Origin of the sequence: Candidatus Paraluminiphilus aquimaris (genome assembly GCF_026230195.1) — a bacterium.
Lineage (GTDB): Bacteria > Pseudomonadota > Gammaproteobacteria > Pseudomonadales > Halieaceae > Luminiphilus > Luminiphilus aquimaris.
In genome coordinates this window covers 167,129-186,469 of record NZ_CP036501.1, presented here as the reverse complement: position 1 = coordinate 186,469, position 19,341 = coordinate 167,129, and the positions used below count along the sequence as shown (strand labels likewise).

The 19,341-nt window shown below is 53.4% G+C and carries 19 protein-coding genes; 9 read left to right on the top strand and 10 right to left on the bottom strand.

The genetic code is table 11. The features are described 5' to 3' along the window. Window positions 1–10: 10 nt before the first annotated feature. From xerC to lysA, 4 genes are read right to left on the bottom strand one after another with little or no spacing between them, the layout of a single operon-like run. A complete protein-coding gene (gene xerC / locus E0F26_RS00870; protein WP_279242154.1) occupies window positions 11–934 on the bottom strand; it encodes a tyrosine recombinase XerC in 924 nt (307 codons plus the stop codon). Window positions 935–939: 5 nt separating this feature from the next. Further along, window positions 940–1,611, bottom strand: coding sequence for a DUF484 family protein (locus E0F26_RS00865; RefSeq protein ID WP_279242153.1), 672 nt, complete (start codon window positions 1,609–1,611; stop codon window positions 940–942). A 5-nt stretch (window positions 1,612–1,616) separates the two neighbouring features. Beyond that, a complete protein-coding gene (dapF, locus tag E0F26_RS00860) occupies window positions 1,617–2,447 on the bottom strand; it encodes a diaminopimelate epimerase (protein WP_279242152.1) in 831 nt (276 codons plus the stop codon). After that, on the bottom strand, window positions 2,444–3,721 hold the full coding sequence (lysA, locus tag E0F26_RS00855; protein WP_279242151.1) for a diaminopimelate decarboxylase: 1,278 nt from the start codon (window positions 3,719–3,721) through the stop codon (window positions 2,444–2,446). The genes dapF and lysA overlap by 4 nt, the downstream gene beginning before the upstream one ends. A gap of 245 nt (window positions 3,722–3,966) precedes the next feature. On the opposite strand from lysA, the gene cyaY reads away from it, so the two are divergent. Together cyaY and E0F26_RS00845 are read left to right on the top strand one after the other, a co-directional pair. Next, entirely contained in the window at window positions 3,967–4,287 is a 321-nt protein-coding gene (cyaY, locus tag E0F26_RS00850) for an iron donor protein CyaY (RefSeq protein WP_279242150.1), read from the top strand. Continuing rightward, window positions 4,281–5,261, top strand: a complete 981-nt coding sequence (locus E0F26_RS00845) for a DUF3187 family protein (protein ID WP_279242149.1) — start codon at window positions 4,281–4,283, stop codon at window positions 5,259–5,261. Before cyaY ends, E0F26_RS00845 begins: the two co-directional genes overlap by 7 nt. 242 nt (window positions 5,262–5,503) lie before the next feature. On the opposite strand, the gene argH is transcribed toward E0F26_RS00845, so the two are convergent. Continuing rightward, a complete protein-coding gene (argH, locus tag E0F26_RS00840) occupies window positions 5,504–6,907 on the bottom strand; it encodes an argininosuccinate lyase (RefSeq protein WP_279242148.1) in 1,404 nt (467 codons plus the stop codon). Between the two features lie 111 nt (window positions 6,908–7,018). On the opposite strand from argH, the gene hemC reads away from it, so the two are divergent. The 4 genes from hemC to E0F26_RS00820 are packed head-to-tail and all read left to right on the top strand — an operon-like array spanning window position 7,019 to window position 10,671. Further along, window positions 7,019–7,927: a hydroxymethylbilane synthase gene (gene hemC / locus E0F26_RS00835; protein ID WP_279242147.1), complete on the top strand. Its 909-nt coding sequence runs from the start codon at window positions 7,019–7,021 to the stop codon at window positions 7,925–7,927. Continuing rightward, entirely contained in the window at window positions 7,924–8,664 is a 741-nt protein-coding gene (locus tag E0F26_RS00830) for a uroporphyrinogen-III synthase (protein WP_279242146.1), read from the top strand. The genes hemC and E0F26_RS00830 overlap by 4 nt, the downstream gene beginning before the upstream one ends. 25 nt (window positions 8,665–8,689) lie before the next feature. After that, the gene (locus E0F26_RS00825; RefSeq protein ID WP_279242145.1) at window positions 8,690–9,862 is read left to right on the top strand and encodes a uroporphyrinogen-III C-methyltransferase; all 1,173 of its coding nucleotides are present in this window, start codon (window positions 8,690–8,692) and stop codon (window positions 9,860–9,862) included. Beyond that, the gene (locus E0F26_RS00820; RefSeq protein WP_279242144.1) at window positions 9,859–10,671 is read left to right on the top strand and encodes a heme biosynthesis HemY N-terminal domain-containing protein; all 813 of its coding nucleotides are present in this window, start codon (window positions 9,859–9,861) and stop codon (window positions 10,669–10,671) included. Before E0F26_RS00825 ends, E0F26_RS00820 begins: the two co-directional genes overlap by 4 nt. A gap of 42 nt (window positions 10,672–10,713) precedes the next feature. Here the strand turns inward: E0F26_RS00820 and ubiD are convergent, their stop codons facing one another. The 3 genes from ubiD to trxA form a co-directional block, all read right to left on the bottom strand. Further along, on the bottom strand, window positions 10,714–12,213 hold the full coding sequence (gene ubiD, locus E0F26_RS00815; protein WP_279242143.1) for a 4-hydroxy-3-polyprenylbenzoate decarboxylase: 1,500 nt from the start codon (window positions 12,211–12,213) through the stop codon (window positions 10,714–10,716). Between the two features lie 129 nt (window positions 12,214–12,342). Further along, window positions 12,343–13,611: a transcription termination factor Rho gene (rho, locus tag E0F26_RS00810; protein ID WP_279243240.1), complete on the bottom strand. Its 1,269-nt coding sequence runs from the start codon at window positions 13,609–13,611 to the stop codon at window positions 12,343–12,345. 570 nt (window positions 13,612–14,181) lie between these two features. Beyond that, window positions 14,182–14,508: a thioredoxin TrxA gene (gene trxA / locus E0F26_RS00805; protein WP_279242142.1), complete on the bottom strand. Its 327-nt coding sequence runs from the start codon at window positions 14,506–14,508 to the stop codon at window positions 14,182–14,184. A 67-nt stretch (window positions 14,509–14,575) separates the two neighbouring features. On the opposite strand from trxA, the gene E0F26_RS00800 reads away from it, so the two are divergent. The 3 genes from E0F26_RS00800 to E0F26_RS00790 all read left to right on the top strand — a co-directional run bounded on the left by E0F26_RS00800 (window position 14,576) and on the right by E0F26_RS00790 (window position 16,102). Continuing rightward, window positions 14,576–14,848: a GIY-YIG nuclease family protein gene (locus E0F26_RS00800; RefSeq protein WP_279242141.1), complete on the top strand. Its 273-nt coding sequence runs from the start codon at window positions 14,576–14,578 to the stop codon at window positions 14,846–14,848. Further along, window positions 14,841–15,299 (top strand): TIGR02444 family protein, encoded by a 459-nt coding sequence (locus tag E0F26_RS00795; RefSeq protein ID WP_279242140.1) that lies wholly within the window; start codon window positions 14,841–14,843, stop codon window positions 15,297–15,299. Before E0F26_RS00800 ends, E0F26_RS00795 begins: the two co-directional genes overlap by 8 nt. A gap of 62 nt (window positions 15,300–15,361) precedes the next feature. After that, on the top strand, window positions 15,362–16,102 hold the full coding sequence (locus E0F26_RS00790) for a BamJ family beta-barrel-assembly machinery protein (protein WP_279242139.1): 741 nt from the start codon (window positions 15,362–15,364) through the stop codon (window positions 16,100–16,102). A 75-nt stretch (window positions 16,103–16,177) separates the two neighbouring features. Here E0F26_RS00790 and gshA read toward each other — a convergent pair whose 3' ends face one another. Both gshA and E0F26_RS00780 read right to left on the bottom strand, forming a co-directional pair. Then, on the bottom strand, window positions 16,178–17,749 hold the full coding sequence (gshA, locus tag E0F26_RS00785; protein WP_279242138.1) for a glutamate--cysteine ligase: 1,572 nt from the start codon (window positions 17,747–17,749) through the stop codon (window positions 16,178–16,180). Between the two features lie 162 nt (window positions 17,750–17,911). Then, window positions 17,912–19,339, bottom strand: coding sequence for a VWA domain-containing protein (locus tag E0F26_RS00780; protein ID WP_279242137.1), 1,428 nt, complete (start codon window positions 19,337–19,339; stop codon window positions 17,912–17,914). Window positions 19,340–19,341 lie beyond the last annotated feature (2 nt).

Here is a 19,341-nt window from a genome sequence, read left to right as displayed (position 1 = left end):
GTTCGTTGAATTAGGTTTTGGCTTTCTTGCTTTGCTGCGCGCGCGGGTGCGCCCGGTCATACACTTTGGCTAGATGCTGGAAATCGAGATGGGTATAGATTTGAGTTGTGGCAATGTTTGCGTGCCCCAGTAGCTCTTGTACCGCTCTCAAATCACCGCTCGATTCAAGCAGGTGACTGGCAAAAGCATGGCGCAAGACGTGAGGATGAATCCGCTGAGACATACCATGCTTCACGGCGAGCTGTCGGATGCGCTCCTGCACGCTTCGAGGGCTGATACGGGTGCCTCGTTTGCTTACAAAAAGGGGTGAGTCAAAACCCAGCCGCTCATCTCCCATGGGACGATATTTCATCCACTCCGCGATCGCCGCTAAGGCAGGAGCGCCTACCGGGACGATGCGTGTTTTCTGTCCCTTACCCAGCACCGTGATGATTTTTTCACCCGCATCAAGGTCGTTGATATTCGCCCCAACAAGTTCTGAGAGTCGCAATCCCGCGGAATAAAGCAGCTCGGCCATAGCGTGGTCACGCGCCATAAAGGCATTTTCACTTTGGTGGTTGAGTAGCTGACCAACCTGGTCGGCTTCCAGGCTTTTGGGGAGTGTTCGAGGTGCCCGGGGCGCCCGCACACCAGCGGTCGGATCTCGAAGGTCACTGTGGTGCCGAGCAAGAAATTTATAAAGTGACCGTGTGGCAGACAAGTGCCGCTGAATCGAATTGGCCGACAGTTTTTCGCGACTCAGCTGGGCTACCCATCGGCGAATCACTGCCTGATCAAGGGCATAGGCATCATTGATGGCCTGTTCAGAGCAGAAGTTGACGAGCTTGGCGAGGTCCCGACGATAGTTGGCAAGTGTATGCGGGGAGTACCCCTTTACGACACCAATATACTGGAGAAACTCGGATACCCCTTGCGTCAAGTCGACGGCGGTCAAATCAATTAATCCGCTTTGTTTCTCATGAGTGAGCGGGCCATTGGCAAGCTGGCCATGACCTTTGCAAGGTATTCGAGAAACAGTGTGCCGTCGGCCGCGCTATAGCGTGTGGCATCCGATGAGCCCACTGCAATAAACGCCTGCCCACCTGACTGCGGCGTTATTTTTGCAATGGCGGCAGATCCATCACCTGCATCGCTGCCGAAAAGTGCAGTTAATTCATTGGATCTGACGGGACCGCTAGTGGCTGTTTTACTACCGAGAAGGTGATTAGCCGTTTTGGTCGCATCCGAGGGTAGGTCGTCCTCAAGCTCGTGATAAACCGCGTATTCGATATCAAAATGCTTTTTCATGAGGCTAGTGAATAGCGTGCTGAACTGCTCATGCTCGCCGCGCGCAGCCATCGAGGCAATAACTTCTTGCGTGGCGCTGAGCAGTACCTCGTTTTGCTCGGCTCTTGCGAGGAGGTGATCGAAGCGTCGACGCAATTCAGCATTTCTCTCGCGCAATACCGCTACCTGACGCTCAACCAGCGACACCGCGCCGTCGCTTACGTGGCTGATACTTAACTCACTGAGGGCTTCAGGGTGCTGGTCGAAGAAATTCGGATTCTCTGCAAGAAAGCGAATAACGTCGTCCGCATTGGGGGTGTTTTTAGTTGAGTCAGATTCCATCATGCGTGCTAGAGATTGAGTTTCCCCTCAAAAACGGTTTCCGCTGGGCCTGAGAGCCAAACTGACGACACACCGTTGTCCCAAGATACTTCGAGCTTACCCCCCGGTACCGATACTGTCACCTTGTTCGCAAGCTGCCCGAGCCGAATTCCGTGAATCACGGCTGCGCAGGCACCTGAGCCGCAGGCCAAGGTCTCACCTGCACCGCGCTCAAATACACGAAGTTTTACCTGGGTGTTGCTTTCAACTTGCATAAAGCCAACATTTACACCTTCGGGAAACACATCGAGGCTTTGAATCATGGGGCCTATTTTCTCAACGGGTGTTGCTGCGATGTCATCCACCAGGAGCACTGCGTGAGGATTTCCTACGGACACAACGCCTGCCATTACAGTGACATTGGCAAGCGTGAGTGCGTGCTCAGTCGCGTCCTCATCAGCAGCAAAGGGTATTTGAGCGGGCGCGAAAATAGGCGCACCTAGCTCAGCTTTCACGCTCCCCGTCTCGTCGAACTCGAGTCGTCTCAGGTCCGAGCCGACTTGCAGCGTAATTATCGACTTTGCGGACAGACGCTGCTCATGAATAAATCGCCCAACGCACCTCGCGCCGTTACCACACTGCCCTGCAGGAGAGCCGTCAGCGTTGAAAATTCGGTACTCAAAATCAGCGTCAGGGCGCTTGGGTGGCTCGATTAGCAGTACCTGATCACAACCTACACCCGTTTGCCGATCGGCAATTTTACGAATCTGGTCTTCATTTATCTTGATGGCTGCGCGCACAGCATCGATAACGACAAAGTCATTTCCTGCGCCGTGCATTTTGGTGAAGTGAAGTTTCATAGCAGCGCCTCTGGTATTTGCTCATCCTGCCAGAGCGACGACAGCGTTTCTCGCTGTCGAATGATATGAGTGTGAGATCCGTGTACTAAAATTTCGGCAGCACGAGGTCTGGTATTGTAATTAGACGCCATAGAGAAGCTGTAGGCACCAGCCCCCATGACCGCAAGTAGGTCGCCCTCGCGGGCAGATAAACTTCGCTCTTTTCCTAGAAAGTCGCCTGTTTCGCAAACGGGCCCGACGATATCGTAGGTGTTTTTTTCGCTACCTTGCGTCACCGATACTTCGACGATGTTTTGCCACGCGGAGTAAAGCGCGGGTCTGAGTAAATCGTTCATCGCCGCATCCACGACGGCAAAATATTTTGTGTCTCCCGCTTTTTCAACCAACACCTTGGTGAGGAGTGCGCCAGCATTTCCCACAATGGATCGGCCTGGTTCTATCATGAGTTCAGCATCAAGCGGGTCAAGTTCGGCGCGCACGGCTGATATTAGCTCTGATGGGCTTGGAATCGCTTCATCTGAGTACTGAATACCCAGTCCTCCACCGATGTCGATGTGCTCAATATTGATGCCGGATTTACGCAATTGGAGTACCAGATCACGAAGGTGCTGAACCGATTCTACGAACGGTGCGACCTCTGTCAGCTGACTGCCAATATGGCAGTCGACACCCACGGGTTGAAGATGAGAGGCGCCTTGTGCGTACCGGTAGAGTTCTAAAGCCTGTTGCGCGTTGACGCCGAACTTATTCTCTTTGAGCCCCGTGGAGATGTAAGGGTGCGTTTTCGCATCGACATCGGGGTTGATGCGAATAGAAATACGGGCGGTGTCACCGCGTTCGCTCGCAATTTTTTCTATGAGGTAAAGCTCGCTTGAAGATTCCACATTAAAGCAGCGGATTCCCACTTCGAGCGCGCGTCTTATTTCAGCGGGCGATTTCCCAACACCGGAGAACACCACTTTAGCGGCATCACCGCCTGCGGTAAGTACCCGTTCTAACTCCCCTCCAGAGACAATATCAAAGCCCGAACCCAGTGACGCGAGCAGTCGTAGAATCGCAATATTCGAGTTTGCTTTGACGGCGTAGCAAACGAGATGGCGAGCGTCTCCAAAGGCTTGTTTCCAGGTCAGAAACGCGTCGGTAATCGCGGTCTGCGAGTAAATATAGAGCGGTGTTCCGAATTGCTCCGCTAGATCAGATACCTGTGTATCTTCACAAAACAGTGAGCCGGCTTGGCGAGCGAAGCCGTTGGGAAGGTTCAAATCTGATGACATAGTAAGGTTTAGTTAGAAGAGGGGGGTTGTGGTGCGGGGCGACGCAACTCACCAGGTTGCCCACAGGCCGAAGCCAGGGCCAAGGCAAAAATAATCGAAAGGGTTGTCAGCGTTTTCACTCAGCGCACCAAAAATAAAACGCGAGTATAACATTGGTTTGCAACGCTACCGTGACTCGCAAGCGCGAAGTCGTTATCTTTATGTTCCTAGCCATTCACTGCTAAGTATTGAGTCTCAGGAGACGTATGAGCGCATCTGCCCGCTATTATGAGTGCATCGAAGACACCTTCGAGGAGGTTGAAAATCGGTTGGAGGCGCTTGAGTCCGATCCGGACGTAACGGTTGCCGAAGGCGTTATAAACGTAACTTTCGTGAACCGCGTCGTCTTTGTCTTTTCGCGTCAGCCAGCGGTTGAACAACTGTGGTTGGCGACTCCGGGGGGTGGCTTTCACTTCGTCTGGCGCGAGGACGATGACGATTGGTTTGATACGAAAACGAACCGTGCTTTCCGCGAACTTCTCACCAGTGAGCTTGCTCAACATGCGGGAGAAGTTATCGCGTGGTAGGGAGCTGGTGGAGGCGTTTTAGTCTCTTTGCGCTCTGCATTTCACCTTTCTCGCAGGCTCAGCCTATTTTTGAGCCCTTGTGGGTAGAGAATCTGTCACCGCTTGCGGCATTGGTCGCACTGCCCTCACAGCGTTCAGCTGATATTCGCGAGGGGGTTTCGGTTAGCCTGCACTCTGATGTGGCGACCCACTTTGTTTCACAAGCGGACGGTGACGAAAGTGTTTTTTTTGATGGCGAAACTCAGCGTCACAGTCTAAGGCTTCGTTGGGGCGTTTCACCGTCTTGGGAGCTAAGTGCGGTCATACCGGTGACCAAGCATAGCGGCGGCTTTACCGATGACTATGTGAATCGATGGCACGATTTTTTTGGGATGCCCGACGGAGGGCGACGCAACGTGCCCGATGATGAGCTACGGTATCACTTTACCAACCCTACTCAGCAGGTCGGCTTGGTCGAGTCGGTTTCTGGGCTTGGGGATGCGACGTTTGAAATGTCATTTATGGCAGAGCGACAAACCGATACCCACATTTCTTACGCGCTTGGTTACAAAGTGGACACGGGGAACTCCGATGATTGGACGGGGAGTGGGTCGTCAGATTTCTATGGTGTCGCTCGTTTCAGTGGTGCGCATCGGAGTGATTTGCCGCTTTACTGGCATGGTCAGTTAGGGGTCACTGCGGTTGGCGACAGCGATTTGTTGGGCGCGCAGAAAAGAGATTGGCTATGGTTTGGCGGACTTTCGGCCGAGTGGCATTTCAACGAGCGCTGGGCGCTCATCGGGCAAATCGATAGCCATAGTGCACTGCTAAATAGTTCTGCCGATGCGCTGGGTGAGCCTGCAGCGATGCTGAGCCTAGGGTTGCGCCGTCAACTTAATAAAAACTGGGCGGTCGATGTAAGTTTTGCGGAAGATATCGTTGTCGAAAGCGCCCCCGATATTATTTTCCAAGCGTCTATTCATTTTAGACCCTAGGTCGGTCATTTTAAGCACCTAGGTCGGCCAGTTTAGGCCCTAGGCCGTTTTTTCAGACCCTGGGCTTACCCTCATATTAACTGGCCTCAGCGGAAGACCCGAAATGATGTCCATGCGGACGCTGTAAGAGTAGCGGCTCAATTGTGCTGAAAGCTGAAGCGGTGAGGGTCGCAACTTGTCATGGCAGCACCGGCGACCCGCAATGGACAATCCATTCTTTGAGATTATCCAAAAAGCGCAGGCTACACCGCGCTCAGCTTTGCCCGAGCGCGTTCAGCCGCGGCGCGTACCTGACGTGGCGCGGTTCCCCCTATGTGATCTCGAGCAGCCACCGAGCCCTCAAGCGTCAGCACCTCAAATACATCGCTCTCGATAAGACCGCTGAGCGATTGCAGCTCTTCCAATGACAGCTCACCAACATCTTTGCCCTGTGTTTCAGCCATTCCGACAGCCGTTCCCACTATTTCGTGTGCGTCTCGGAAAGCGACGCCCTTGCGCACAAGATAATCAGCGAGGTCGGTAGCCGTCGGGTGCCCCAAACTGGCGGCACGACGCATTGAATCGGGTTTGGCTTTCATTGCTGGCACGAGGTCGGCAAACGCCAACAGGGAATCGTGAAGCGTTTTTACTGCATCAAAGAGCGGTTCTTTGTCTTCCTGGTTGTCCTTGTTGTAGGCGAGTGGTTGGCCTTTCATGAGCGTAATTAAAGCGACCAAATGACCTTGTACTCGCCCAGCTTTCCCCCGAATTAACTCTGGGACATCAGGATTTTTCTTCTGAGGCATGATCGAGGAGCCGGTGCAAAAGCGATCAGGTAAATCGACGAATGCGAATTGAGCACTCGTCCAAATAATCATCTCCTCAGCCATGCGCGACAGGTGCATCATGGTGATAGCGGCGGCGGCGGTGAACTCGATCGCAAAGTCTCTGTCACTGACTGAGTCCAGCGAATTTTCAGTGGGCGCAGTAAAGCCCAGTGCCTCTGCGGTCATCTGTCGATTAATCGGGTAAGAAGTGCCCGCTAACGCGGCGGCCCCTAGGGGACACTGATTCATGCGTTCGGCGCAGTCGGTAAGCCGTCCATCATCACGCGCGAGCATCTCATTCCACGCCAGTAAGTGGTGGCCAAATGTCACGGGCTGAGCAACCTGCAGGTGTGTAAAGCCCGGCATAACGGTATCGGCATATGTCTCAGCCTGATCAATTAATCCCGCTCTGAGACGCCGCAGCTGTCCTTGGATACTGTTAATTGCCGCACGAAGATACAGTCGAATATCCGTTGCAACTTGATCGTTACGCGATCGCCCAGTATGAAGCCGCTTGCCCGCATCACCGATGATCTCAGTGAGTCGAGCCTCGATGTTCATGTGCACATCTTCAAGTGCTACCTGCCAATGGAATTCACCGGCGTCGATCTCGGTGAGCACTTGATCGAGACCTCGGTGAATGTCCTTCAGATCATCGCTGCTCAAAATGCCGCTGGCCGCTAACATGTCGGCATGCGCACGTGATCCTTGTATGTCGTAGTGCGCAAGAATGTGATCAAACGAATACGAGGCGGTAAATTCCTGCACGAAGGCATCGGTTGCCTCGCTGAATCTGCCGCCCCAAGTTTGGCTAGTATGACTGTCTAAAGAACTGGACACGCGATAAACTTCTCGTAATTTACACAATGCTATTGTATCAGGTACAGGTGACAGCTTGTGTAAGCGTTACGCTGAAAACAAAAGCAGCAAATAAAAACATCAGGGGGATGCATGAACTCAATTACGATCGCGACGCGCGAAAGTCCACTCGCGCTATGGCAGGCGCACTTTGTTGAGGCAGAGTTAAAGCGTCACCATCCCGGTATCGACGTAAAGCTTTTGGGAATGACGTCACGAGGCGATCAGCTGCTCGATAAGCCACTTTATAAGGTGGGTGGTAAAGGCCTGTTCGTTAAAGAGTTGGAGACAGCCTTGATGGACGAGCGAGCCGATATTGCCGTTCACTCAATGAAAGATGTTCCCATGGAGCTCCCACCTGGTCTAACACTGGGCGTTATTTGCGAGCGTGAGGATCCGCGCGATGCGCTGGTTGGTGTTGATAGTTTCGATGCGCTCCCGCATGGCGCGAAGTTAGGCACTTCGAGTCTGCGCCGTTCATGTCAGGTAATGCAGCGACGCCCGGATCTCGATATTGGCTTCCTGAGAGGCAACGTCAATACGCGGCTCGCCAAACTCGACGCCGGCGAGTTCGATGCGATCATCTTGGCCTGTGCGGGACTTAAGCGACTGGGCTTTGATGAGCGCATTGGCGCTGCAATCGATGAGGATTTCCTGCTCCCGGCTGGGGGTCAGGGCGCTGTTGGGATCGAGTACCGTTCCTCGGACTCGAGGGTGGCTGAGTTGCTTGCGCCGCTAGCGCACAACGAGACAGCGCGGCGCGTTATCGCTGAGCGAACCGTGGTTCGTAAGTTGAACGGAGGCTGTGACGTGCCGATTGCCAGCTTTGCGGTAACTGAGGGCGATAGCCTGTGGCTTCGCGCGCGCGTCGGTTCCCCCGATGGTACAAACGTTATCGCTGCAGAAGCGCGCGGTACGGAGCCAGAAGCATTGGGGTTAGAAGTGGCTGAATCGCTTCTGAACATGGGCGCAGCAGAGATCCTTACCGCAGCAAGATCGTGACCCATGTAGTTCTGACACGCGCCGAGCCTGATGCGAAACGGCTACTAGATCTCCTCTTAGAGAGGGGCTTCGCGGCCACCGCCTTGCCATTACTCAAGATAGAGCCGTTGGCGATAGCGTCTGCAGTTGAAGCTGAGCTCGAGCACAGCACTGTCTTCATCTTTACATCAGCAAATGCTGTGACTCACGGGCTCAGTTTTGTTCTGAGCGCGTGCCAAAGGGCATCAACCAAGGTACTGGCCGTTGGGAGAAAGACCCGAGAACAGCTCGCTGACCAAGGCATAGACGCTAGCAGTCCAGATCGCGAGGATTCCGAAGGGCTACTCGAGCTGCTTGCCTCAACACAGAGTGATTCATCGCAGTTACCTAATCGCATTGCCTTAATAAAGGGAGAAGGGGGGCGCGACTTGCTAAGTACGTCCCTTAACGAACAGGGCTTGTCTGTCGTGGAGGTGAATTGCTATCGGCGGGTGTGGCCATCCGTCTCACAGAGTACAGTTTTGCAGGCGCTGGAAAGCCAAGAGCCAAGGTATATTCATATTGCCAGCGGTGAAACGCTTTCGCGCCTCGAGGAACTTTGCGCGCTTTATGGGGTAAGCGCGCATGAGAAGCATACGGTCATACTGCCTTCAGGTCGCGTTGAAAGTCAGGCTCGAGAGCTGGGCTGGCAATCGCGTATAGTAGCGGCAGGGGCCAGTGATGATGCGTTACTCGAGGTATTGTCTACACTGTCCTAAGTCATGTTTTTAAAGGGACATTTTCATGAGCGAGCAAACCGCCCGCAATAAACCAGCTCCAGCGCCATCATTGGTGAGTAGGTTAGTTCGCTTACTGGTTTTACTTGTACTGATTGGCAGTGGTGCGGCGGGTTACATCTATGTATGGCCGGAGGTGGCAGCCTTCCAAGCTAAACAAGCGGAGGTGGAGCAAAACCTCGCTTCCCTGGCAAAGGCAGATCAGTCCTTAGCCAACGATTTAACGGCGCTTATCGACACTAAAATTAAGATGAGCGAAAACGCCACGTCCGCGGCTTTACAGTCGGCCACCACGAGGCTCTCGGCAGAGCTGGATTCCATTCGCGATATTGAGCAGCGTGCAGCAGGTAAGCTTAATGAGGCGAATCATCTTCTCTATCGAATGTCGAAAATCGATCAGAGTACTTGGAGGCGTGCTGAGGCCACTTTCAATATTCGCCTCTCAGGTCAGCGCTTACGGTTCGCGGGGGATGTGCGTGGTGCCTTGACGCTGCTGTCTCAAGCAGACAGTTTGCTAAAGAGCGATTCTGGTGACGATGTGGGCGCTATTCGATCGGCCATTGCATTTGATCGAACGCAGTTAAGGGCGGTTGAAAAGCTCGATATGGTGGGATTGATGGGGCGTCTGTCAGCGCTGGATAGACAAATTCTAACCTTGGATTTAAGCGCCCTTGACCCCTCGGTCCGCGAGACCGAATCGGACGCTATTTCACCTATCGATGCTGACGAGACTTCGGCCGACACAAGCGTATCGCTGACCCTCTGGGAGCAGGCGATTGACACGCTCGCTTCGTACTTTGTTATCACTGAGCTTGAATCGCCCCAGCAAAAGCCGAGCACCTCGGATTGGTCTCGTTTTGCGGCCCTTTCCATAAAGCTCAACCTTGAACAGGCGCGAGTGGCCTTGCTCATCAGAGATTCAGTGAGCTTTGCAGACTCCCTAGCGCGAGCCGAAGTGATTCTGGTAGAACTTCTGTCGTCAAATGATGATCCCGCTGTGGTTGCCGTTATCGACGAGTTAGCAGCTCTGAGCTCACTGTCTTTGAGGCTGGAATTGCCAGAACTTGAGACACTCAGGGTGATCAATAACGAGCGCGTTGATGGTGCCGACACGACAAATTCGAGTGCGCTCTTTAGCACTGATTTCGGCGATAACGCGCCAGCGAGCGTTCCCGAATGAAGCGGTGGTTGTGGCTGATCGCCACGGGGTTAATCGTGGGCGTTGCGCTTGCGTCTTTTGTATCCCGGGACCCAGGTTATGTGTTGCTTCAAGTGGGTGGCTACCGCCTTGAGACAAGCTTGGTGGCTTTGTTCCTTGCTGTTGTAGGGCTATTGATTCTCTTACGTCTCGTTGGACAATTAGTGAGGATCATACTGGGAGTTGTCCCTGGGTTTGGCCGTTGGCTGGGCAGGCGCAAAGAGGAGCAGAATCTGGAACTCATCCACTCCAGCCTCGACGATGTTTTGAGTGAAAATACGGCAGGCCTGTTAGGTAAAGCGGGTAAGTTGGAGAAGTCATCTTGGCAGTCTGAGTCGCGCACCAAGCAGTTAAGACACTGGCTTTTGGTGCGGCAAATTCGTGCGAGCCAAAAGCCCAGCCAACTTAACAAGGTATGGAGCAGCGTTGCGGTCTCAGACAAGGCTGATGAGGCCTTAAGGGTTGAATACGTCTCGCGGCTTTATCAGCTGGGTGCAACAAAGGATGTCGATGTGGTGCTTTTAGAGACGGCCGGGGCCTCTTGGTACGATGCCTTGAACGGCGTCCTTGCCGTTCACCAGCCCAATAGTGCAGAACAACTGGCGGAGCGTCTTACGAATATTGCAGCCACTGACGACAGAGGGGCCGCGTCCTTGGCGCTTACGCTACTGAAGGCTCATGCGCTAGCCGGTGACGCGGGCGATAACCTGTTAATCGACGCGCATAAGAAGCAGGCGTCGGAGCACTTAATTACGGCATTAGGTGCTCGCAGACTTCGGCGTGGGGCTTAAGCGACTCGAGGGCGACGGCTTTTGATCTTAAGCCAGCGGGCCTTATTTTCGACGACCCGGTAGCGTAATGCCTAAGGAGTCCCACAAGTCATCGACTTTTGCTTTCACCTCGTCGCTCATTTGAATCGAGCTACCCCACTCACGGTCGGTCTCACCTTCCCATTTGTTGGTTGCATCCATGCCCACTTTTGAGCCCAGTCCGGCAACGGGCGATGCAAAATCTAGGTAATCAATGGGTGTATTGTCGATAAAGACGGAATCGCGGCGTGGGTCCATACGCGTCGTCATCGCCCAAACCACGTCTTCCCAGTTGCGCACATCGACGTCCTCATCGGTGACGATGATGAACTTGGTGTACATAAACTGCCGCAAAAATGACCATATGCCGAGCATCACCCGTTTAGCATGTCCCGGATATTCTTTGCGCATGCTTACAACCGCCATTCGGTATGAGCAGCCCTCGGGTGGCAGATAAAAATCGACAATCTCAGGGAACTGTTTTTGTAGTAATGGGACAAACACCTCATTGAGCGCGACGCCAAGGATCGCGGGCTCATCCGGTGGACGCCCAGTGTAGGTGCTGTGATATATGGGGTTCTTCCGTGTTGTCATTTTTTCTACGGTAAATACAGGGAAGCTCTCTACCTCGTTGTAATAACCGGTGTGATCGCCAAAGGGGCCTTCGTCAGCCATTTCCTCGGGGTCAATGTAGCCTTCTAAGATAATCTCAGAATTAGCGGGAACGAGCAGTTCGTTATCTTTACAACGCTGCGTCAGGCAATTTGCGAGCTCGGTCTTGCCACCGCGAAGTAAGCCGGCGAAGGCATATTCGGAGAGCGCATCTGGAACGGGCGTTACCGCGCCAAGTGTTGTCGCAGGGTCAGCACCAAGCGCAATGGCAACCGGATAAGGCTCGCCCGGTCGCTTAAGACACCAGTCTCTGAAATCAAGCGCACCACCTCGATGCGACAGCCAGCGCATGATCAATTTGTTGCGACCAATCAGTTGCATGCGGTAAATGCCAAGGTTCATGCGTGGTTTCTCGGGTCCGCGCGTGATAACGAGTGGCCAAGTAACCAGCGGACCAACATCGCCCGGCCAGCAAGTTTGAATCGGTAGTTTGTTTAGATCGATGGCGTCTGTGTCGATAACGACGTCTTGGCAGGGCGGGCGACTGATTGTCTTGGGCCCCATATTCAAAACTTTCTTTAGCAGCGGCGCTTTGTCAATTAGGTCGCGCATTCCCTTCGGCGGATCGGGTTGGCGTAAATAGGCCAGTAGCTCACCGATTTCTCTGAGGGCTTCAATGGAGTCTGCGCCCATTCCTTGTGCCACTCGTTTCTCTGTCCCAAATAGATTGGCGAGAAGTGGCATGTCGTAACCCTTGGGGTTCTCAAAGAGCAGGGCAGGACCACCACCTCGCAAGGTGCGATCCGCTATTTCTGTCATTTCCAGATTAGGGTCAATTTCTTCTTTGATGCGCACCAGATCACCGCTGGCTTCCAGCATGGAAAGAAACTCTCGGAGGTCCCGAAACTTCATAGTGTTATCTCACATATCCTTCGGTACCTAGCATGACACAGTAGAGACGGCTGTGGATGCGGCGTCGTAAAACTGCCATGCAATAAGGTGGGCTTAGAAAGCAAAAAGGCGCCTTACGGCGCCCTCTACTTACTTCCGCTTCATAGAGCGGAAGAACTCATCGTTGGACTTAGTGTCCCGGAGTTTGTCTTGCAGGAACTCAATAGCGGGGAGGTCCTCCATACCATGGAGAAGCTTTCGTAAAATCCACATACGCTGCAATTCGTCTTCTCCCGTCAGGAGTTCCTCGCGGCGCGTGCCTGAGCGTCTAATATTAATAGCGGGGTACACACGCTTCTCCGAGATCTTGCGATCTAGGTGCAGCTCCATGTTACCGGTACCTTTGAACTCCTCGTAGATAACTTCATCCATCTTAGAGCCGGTCTCAGTGAGCGCTGTTGCGATAATTGAGAGGCTGCCGCCTTCCTCGATATTACGCGCTGCACCAAAGAAACGCTTCGGGCGCTCGAGCGCGTGCGCGTCAACACCACCGGTTAAGACCTTTCCTGAGCTGGGTACGACCGTGTTGTAGGCGCGCGCCAGACGTGTAATCGAGTCGAGTAAGATTACGACATCGCGCTTGTGCTCAACTAAGCGCTTTGCTTTCTCAATGACCATATCAGCCACTTGAACGTGTCGTGAAGGCGGCTCGTCAAACGTAGAGGCAACCACTTCGGCGCCTCGAGCGCCAACGGAGCGCTGCATTTCAGTTACTTCTTCAGGACGTTCGTCGATCAGCAAAACGATGATGTAGCACTCGGGGTTATTGCTGATGATCGCCTGGGCAACACTTTGCATCATGATTGTTTTACCCGCCTTTGGCGGTGCCACGAGCAGGCCTCGTTGCCCCTTACCAATTGGCGAGCACAAGTCGATGATTCGACCTGTTAGATCCTCTGTTGAGCCATTGCCTTTTTCCAGCGTCAGGCGCTCGTCGGGGAACAATGGGGTGAGGTTCTCAAATAGAATTTTTGCCTTCGCCGTCTCGGGCGACTCAAAGTTAACTTCGCTGACTTTCAACAGGGCAAAATAACGCTCGGAGTCCTTTGGGGGTCTAATCATCCCCGTGACCGTGTCACCGGTCCGCAAATTAAAGCGGCGAATTTGACTTGGACTTACGTAAATATCGTCGGGCCCGGCGAGGAAGGAGCTGTCTGCCGATCTTAAGAAACCAAAGCCGTCCGATAGGATTTCGAGTACGCCGTCACCGAAAATATCTTCGCCACTCTTCGCATGTCGCTTCAGTAACGAGAAAATAATGTCTTGCTTGCGAGACCGGGCCATGTTCTCGATGCCCATCTCTGCCGCCATGTCGATTAATTCTTGTGTCGACTTCGTCTTAAGCTCGGTCAGGCTCATGGGGTTTTCAGAGGGAACATGTGGCTCGCGACGGTTCCGGCGATTCCGGTTCCTGCGGTTACGTCCACCGCCTTGATTCTCACCGTCTTCTTGAGCAGGGGCCGCTTCCGAGTTGGTTGCCGACTCTGAAGCTGCAGCCTGATCTGTGCTCGCAGTCTCAGCTGCGCTCTCAGCAGATCGATTCAGCTTGAGTGTTCGTGAAGCTTTCTCTTCGCCGTCGGCGGCTTCTTGAGCTGGACTCTTTTGGGCTGGAGCTTCCGGCGTCACAGACTCAGCGGTTGGTTCAGCTGTGGCATTCGATTCGACCGCTGCGACTAGTTCGGGATTAACGTTTTCTTCTTCTTGCACTGGTTTTACCTGTGGCTTTGGGAAATGGGTAAATGGTTATTTTTGCTATGGCCAAGGAAATGATTTGCCAATGAGCACACCCCAAGCGACGCAGATTTGATCTTTAAAAGTGGCGTTTCTGGGGAAGGTAGGGGCGAAGAGATCGCCCACAAACGAAAGGTAGCACCGCTTAAGCGATGCGTCTACCGAATCTGAAAGGAATTTTAACTGATGCAGTCTGGTTTACAGGCAGCCGTCTACAAACTCAGCAAGTTGGGCCTTTGAGAGGGCACCGACCTTTGTTTCCACCGCACTACCGCCTTTGAATACGATGAGTGTGGGAATACCGCGAATACCAAATTTACCGGGTAAGTCAGGGTTCGCGTCAACATCGACTTTACAGACTTTGAGTTTGTCGCCGTACTCGTTGGCGATTTCTTCTAGGACGGGTGCAATCATCTTGCAGGGCCCGCACCATTCCGCCCAAAAATCAACGAGGACAGGGACGTCTGAAGATAGAACTTCGTTTTGAAAGTCAGCGTCACTGACGTGTGTAATGTTTTCGCTCATGGTGCCTCCGAATGCTTCGCGACATATACTCTCAAAAAATTTCTTTGGATGACAGTGCTGGAGTCGAATGTCGGGTGAAGATGTTACTACATGGTTCGTTTATCTGGTTCGTTGCGCTGATGGCTCGTTTTACACTGGGGTGACTACAGATTTGCCTCGCAGACTGCGCCAGCATAATGGCGAGATTGCAGGGGGCGCCGGTTATACCCGTGGGCGACGCCCTGTCTGTCTTGTTTGGTCTGAGGCCTGTGTCGATCGGTCCCATGCTCAGCGGCGTGAGTATGTTGTGCGAAGAAGTCCTCGATCCACGAAATTAAGATTGGAGGCCAACCATGGATGACAGCTTGCATGAGACCTTTTGGGCGTGGGCACTGAATCGCTACGAGACACGCGCCTTACGTGATTGTTTGCTTGCATTGCAGGATTCAAGTGGCTTGGTCGTTGTACAAGCCCTGCTTTACGCCTGGTTAGCAGAGCGAGGGCGGCAACTCACCTCAGATGAAGTGAAGACGTTGGAGCACACGATGGCGCCGTGGGTGGCGCACATATTGCAGCCCCTTAGACGTCAGCGCGTGGTGTGGCGTGATGGCGAAGAATACACGCGACTGTACACTGAGGCGCTGCAATTGGAGCTGGAGGCAGAGAAGGCCTTAGCCAAGCTCTTGTGCGACTGCCTCACGCTTTCGTATTCGGTGTCAGTCTCAATTTCTGTTGAATCCAATCTTTGTCTCATAACAGCATTGTCAGCCCCTGATGACCTGGACAGCTTGATTGCAGCTTTTGGGCAGTAGCCACGCCGTTTTCAGGCGCGTAGTATGCGTTTCTCTTTCACCAACACACAGGACAACCTGCCATGTTTAAAGCGAGTTTTTTCTCGGGAGTTAAATTTCGATTCGCAGCGCTAGCCATTTTGATTGGCGTGGGCTTGGTCGCTTGTGATCAAACCACGGAGTCGACTGAAATGAGTTTAGAAAGTCAGGATCAGCGCATTAGCTACGGCATTGCCTTGAATATGGGACGTAGAATGAAGGCAGAAGGCGTTCCGCTGGATGCAGATGCGTTTGCGCAGGGTATTCGAGACGCTATCTCGGGTGCAGAAGCACAAATGACCGATGAAGAAATTAACGCTGAAATGATGGCCATGCAGGAGAAGATGCAGGCTGAGCAAGAAGCTGAGATGCAGGCTGCCGCGTCGGGTAATCTCGAGGTGGGTCAAGCGTTTCTTGCAGAGAACGCAAGCGCTGAGGGTGTACAGGTCACAGAGAGTGGCTTGCAGTACCGAGTTGTCAAAGCGGGCACGGGCGCCAAGCCTACCTCCGCAGACTCTGTCGAAGTGCATTACGAGGGGCGCCTGATTAACGGTACGGTCTTTGATAGCAGCTACAGCCGAGGGCAGCCTGTAACTTTTGGTGTTACACAAGTTATTCCCGGCTGGACTGAGGCGTTGCAATTGATGAGTGAGGGAGCTGAGTACGAGCTCACTATTCCTTCTGAGCTGGCTTATGGTGCGGGCGGTGCTGGTGGTGCAATCGGCCCCAATGAAGTTTTGATCTTCAAAGTTGAATTGCTTTCAGTCGTTGGTGCTGGCAGCTAAGTTGTGACACGAGAGCAGCGGGGGGGTCCGCCCCTCGCTGCTCGACTTACCCCAAAAGCCGTTGCGCAAAAGGCATTAGTGATATTGCGTGTAGAAAGCCTGCAAAAAGGCGTCAAATGTCGATGTATCGCTCTTTTCTATTTCACGTTGTTTGCGCAGTGAAGCAATGGCTTCATCGGCTAGCTGTGTCCTTGCATTAAGCGGTAGCGCGAAGTCCTGGAAGATTCGATTCCAACGCTTCGAATACTCGCCCATCAAGGTGGAGTAATCGACGGATTGCTCATCCAATTCACGAACCACGCGCGCCGAGTACGTCTCCTCATCACCCACGATTTTTGATCTAGCGGCGTTTACAGCTTCTACATGTCGTGATGTTTGATTAGCGCTATCGAGAAGCTCTGCTGTGGCTTCCATCGACATCAATATCGATGCGGAGGCTTCCACCACTGTTTGTTCATTGCCTGCGTCGTCAAGTAAACGAAGCGATGGACTTCGACCCTGATTGAGTGCTCTCTGATTATTCTCGTTGTCGATCTTGCGAGAGTGCGAAGTACACAGTGGACTGTCCTCAAGCAGGCAGCTCAGGACGAACGTATCAACAAGGGCCGTTGTGTCCACATCGATCCCCAGCGGGGTAAATGGATTGACGTCAAGGCAACGAACTTCGACGTACTCAATCCCCCGGGCTCTAAGTGCTCGCACCGGCGCCTCACCAGACTGGGTCACGCGTTTGGGTCGGATTGCACTGTAAAACTCGTTTTCAATTTGAAGTAGGCCGTGATTTAGCTGCAATAACTCACCCTGACTCGTAGGGGGCAAGGAAGCATAGTGCTCATGGGGTTCTACGATGGCGTCAGTCAGCGTTTGAATATAGGTCTCAAGCTGGTTGTAACAGATCTGCAAGCCGTCCTGTGCCGAGCTGGTGTAGCCCAAGTCGCCCATACGAAGCGAGGTGGCGTGTCGACTCATCAGGGTTTTGGACTGCCCTTCTACCAGGTGCTTTGGTGCCTGGCCTGCGAGAAAAGACCGGCTAACCGCGGGAGAGCTCCCGGTTAGAAAGTTAAGGAGCCATAAACGACGCTGGAAGTTTCTAATCAGTGCGAGGTAGCCTTGGGTTCGCCAATCTTTAATCGATAACGTCGTTTCAGAATGAGCGAGCGATAGTTCCCAAAACGTCTCAGGCAGGGAGAAATTGTAGTGGATGCCTGCAATGGCTTGCATTGCTCTGCCGTAGCGGGCCCCTAATCCATTTCGATAGACGCGCTTCATTGTCCCAATGTTGGATGATCCGTAGTGCGCGATGGGGATATCCGCCTCGCCCTCTAGCTCACCGGGCATGCTCGCGCTCCAGATAATTTCATCGGGCAGCGACTGCGATGTGTAAGCATGTAAATGAAACAACTCTTCGAGGGCTGACTCGGGTGTCGCGTGAACGCCGGTAATAAACTCGAGCAATGCTTCGGAATAGTCCGTCGTGATGGCGCTGTGGGTAAGCGCTGAGCCCAACGCCGTCGGATGGGGTAGCTGTGAAATACGGTGGGTATCGCGCGAGACGCGCAAACCTTCTTTTTCGATGCCGCGCCGGGCGACGAGAAACGACTTGTCTCGTGTTTGCGCTATCAAGTTTCTGAACGCGTCGGCCGTCATGCTGCAGTACCTTCATTACCACTGGAGTCTTGTACGTTTTCCGAGGTGTTTGGATCCACACTACAAGACGCACGGCAGTGTACGCTCAATGAGGCGAGTTGGTACAGCAATAAGCTACGAATCGCCCGACATGTAGAGCACACCTTTATGACCGTCGATCTTTTAGCTATTCAGCTCGGTCAAGAGCGTGTCGATGACGCGCTCCAGTTGCTTTAGTGTGCTGCACTCCGCGGTGACGTCGCAGTTTTTCATAACGCCCGCCATCTCCGAATCGCCTGTGCTCCAGCTCCGCTGACTCTCAGGGTTGAGCCAAATCAGCTGTCGACACTTAGCGCGTATTTCGGCGAGTAAGTCCAGTCGCGGATCGGTGTTGTTGTTCCGCGCGTCACCGAGAACGATGACGGTGGTGACTCGATTGATATCCGCCATGGCCAGAGCGGCGAAGTCCTCAAAGGCTCGTGCGTAGTCGGTGGCGCCGCCGTACTTCAAATTGACACGCTCGATGGCAATTTCAACAGGCAGAGAGCGCAACGTGTCGGTCACTTCACCAAGGTTTGATGAGAACGCAAAGCTGCGCGTCCTTGGCAGGATATCTTGTAGCGAGTGGACAAAGAGCAGTAGAAACTTCGCGTAGGCTGCGACAGAGCCACTGACATCACAGAGGATCAATATCTGAGGCTTTCTGCGTAGGCTCTTCCGCCATTGAGGCTGGAAGGGGACGCCGTCGGTCGCCATGGCTTTGCGAAGTGTGGGTGCAATCGCGAGTTGTCCACGTTTAACGCGTTTTCGAATGCGTCCGTGCCTGGCTGCAAGTTTGCGTGTCATCTTCTCAAGCAGACGCTTAAGTCGGGCTCGATGGTGCTGGTCAACGTTACCCAGAGACATGTTGCTTAGCGCCTCATCGAGCATGTCTTCAGCGTCGCCACTGGCGTGGACCATATAGGCGCGATCCACACGATCTCGGACCTTGTTTCGCAGTTGCTCACGAAGTGCCTGCACGGCCTCGAAGGCGGCAGGCTCGGTACTCTCTAACTCAACTGCCGCGTCTCTTAAGGCTTGTTCTCCCAGTGCATCCAGCATTTTCCGGATGTATTGCCCCCGCTGAGTTAAGAGTTTTATTGCCGAGACATCAACTTGTTGCGCGGCGGTTTCGACGGCAATGGCAATAGCCGCTTCGTCACCGCTTTTTAAGGCTTCTACAAGATCGCTTGATAAGTTCTTTGAGAGCTCGGGTTGCGCTTCAAGCGCCTGGGCAAGTTGCTGTCCTAGTTGTTCGGGGCTTGCCGGCTCGCTCTCTGCGTCCTCTTTTGAGTCCCTATTTGACGCGGTGTTTTTGTCATTTTCTGGCGCACCAAAATACTGCTCAAAAGCCTCGTTGAAGATTTCTATCTCGAATTTGGACTTCGCAAGTGCACTGCCCAAGCCGTTCTTGAGCAGTCTGCGATCGGCGTAGCCCACCAGTCCTGCAACTTCCATAGCGACCAAGGAATCAGCCGGTGAAATGAAGATGTCTCGACCTCTCAGAAACTCAATAAACGCTAATAGCCGGTCGGTAGGGGCGTCTTGACTGAGACCTCGAGGCGCATTCATGG

What these genes read in the sequence shown, in the direction of transcription:
- E0F26_RS00865 (WP_279242153.1), bottom strand. Translation starts at nt 1,611, where the DNA reads ATGATGGAATCTGACTCAACTAAAAACACCCCCAATGCGGACGACGTT.
- dapF (WP_279242152.1), bottom strand. Translation starts at nt 2,447, where the DNA reads ATGAAACTTCACTTCACCAAAATGCACGGCGCAGGAAATGACTTTGTC.
- lysA (WP_279242151.1), bottom strand. Translation starts at nt 3,721, where the DNA reads ATGTCATCAGATTTGAACCTTCCCAACGGCTTCGCTCGCCAAGCCGGC.
- cyaY (WP_279242150.1), top strand. Translation starts at nt 3,967, where the DNA reads ATGAGCGCATCTGCCCGCTATTATGAGTGCATCGAAGACACCTTCGAG.
- hemC (WP_279242147.1), top strand. Translation starts at nt 7,019, where the DNA reads ATGAACTCAATTACGATCGCGACGCGCGAAAGTCCACTCGCGCTATGG.
- E0F26_RS00825 (WP_279242145.1), top strand. Translation starts at nt 8,690, where the DNA reads ATGAGCGAGCAAACCGCCCGCAATAAACCAGCTCCAGCGCCATCATTG.
- E0F26_RS00820 (WP_279242144.1), top strand. Translation starts at nt 9,859, where the DNA reads ATGAAGCGGTGGTTGTGGCTGATCGCCACGGGGTTAATCGTGGGCGTT.
- ubiD (WP_279242143.1), bottom strand. Translation starts at nt 12,213, where the DNA reads ATGAAGTTTCGGGACCTCCGAGAGTTTCTTTCCATGCTGGAAGCCAGC.
- rho (WP_279243240.1), bottom strand. Translation starts at nt 13,611, where the DNA reads ATGAGCCTGACCGAGCTTAAGACGAAGTCGACACAAGAATTAATCGAC.
- trxA (WP_279242142.1), bottom strand. Translation starts at nt 14,508, where the DNA reads ATGAGCGAAAACATTACACACGTCAGTGACGCTGACTTTCAAAACGAA.
- E0F26_RS00800 (WP_279242141.1), top strand. Translation starts at nt 14,576, where the DNA reads ATGTCGGGTGAAGATGTTACTACATGGTTCGTTTATCTGGTTCGTTGC.
- E0F26_RS00795 (WP_279242140.1), top strand. Translation starts at nt 14,841, where the DNA reads ATGGATGACAGCTTGCATGAGACCTTTTGGGCGTGGGCACTGAATCGC.
- E0F26_RS00790 (WP_279242139.1), top strand. Translation starts at nt 15,362, where the DNA reads ATGTTTAAAGCGAGTTTTTTCTCGGGAGTTAAATTTCGATTCGCAGCG.
- gshA (WP_279242138.1), bottom strand. Translation starts at nt 17,749, where the DNA reads ATGACGGCCGACGCGTTCAGAAACTTGATAGCGCAAACACGAGACAAG.
- E0F26_RS00780 (WP_279242137.1), bottom strand. Translation starts at nt 19,339, where the DNA reads ATGAATGCGCCTCGAGGTCTCAGTCAAGACGCCCCTACCGACCGGCTA.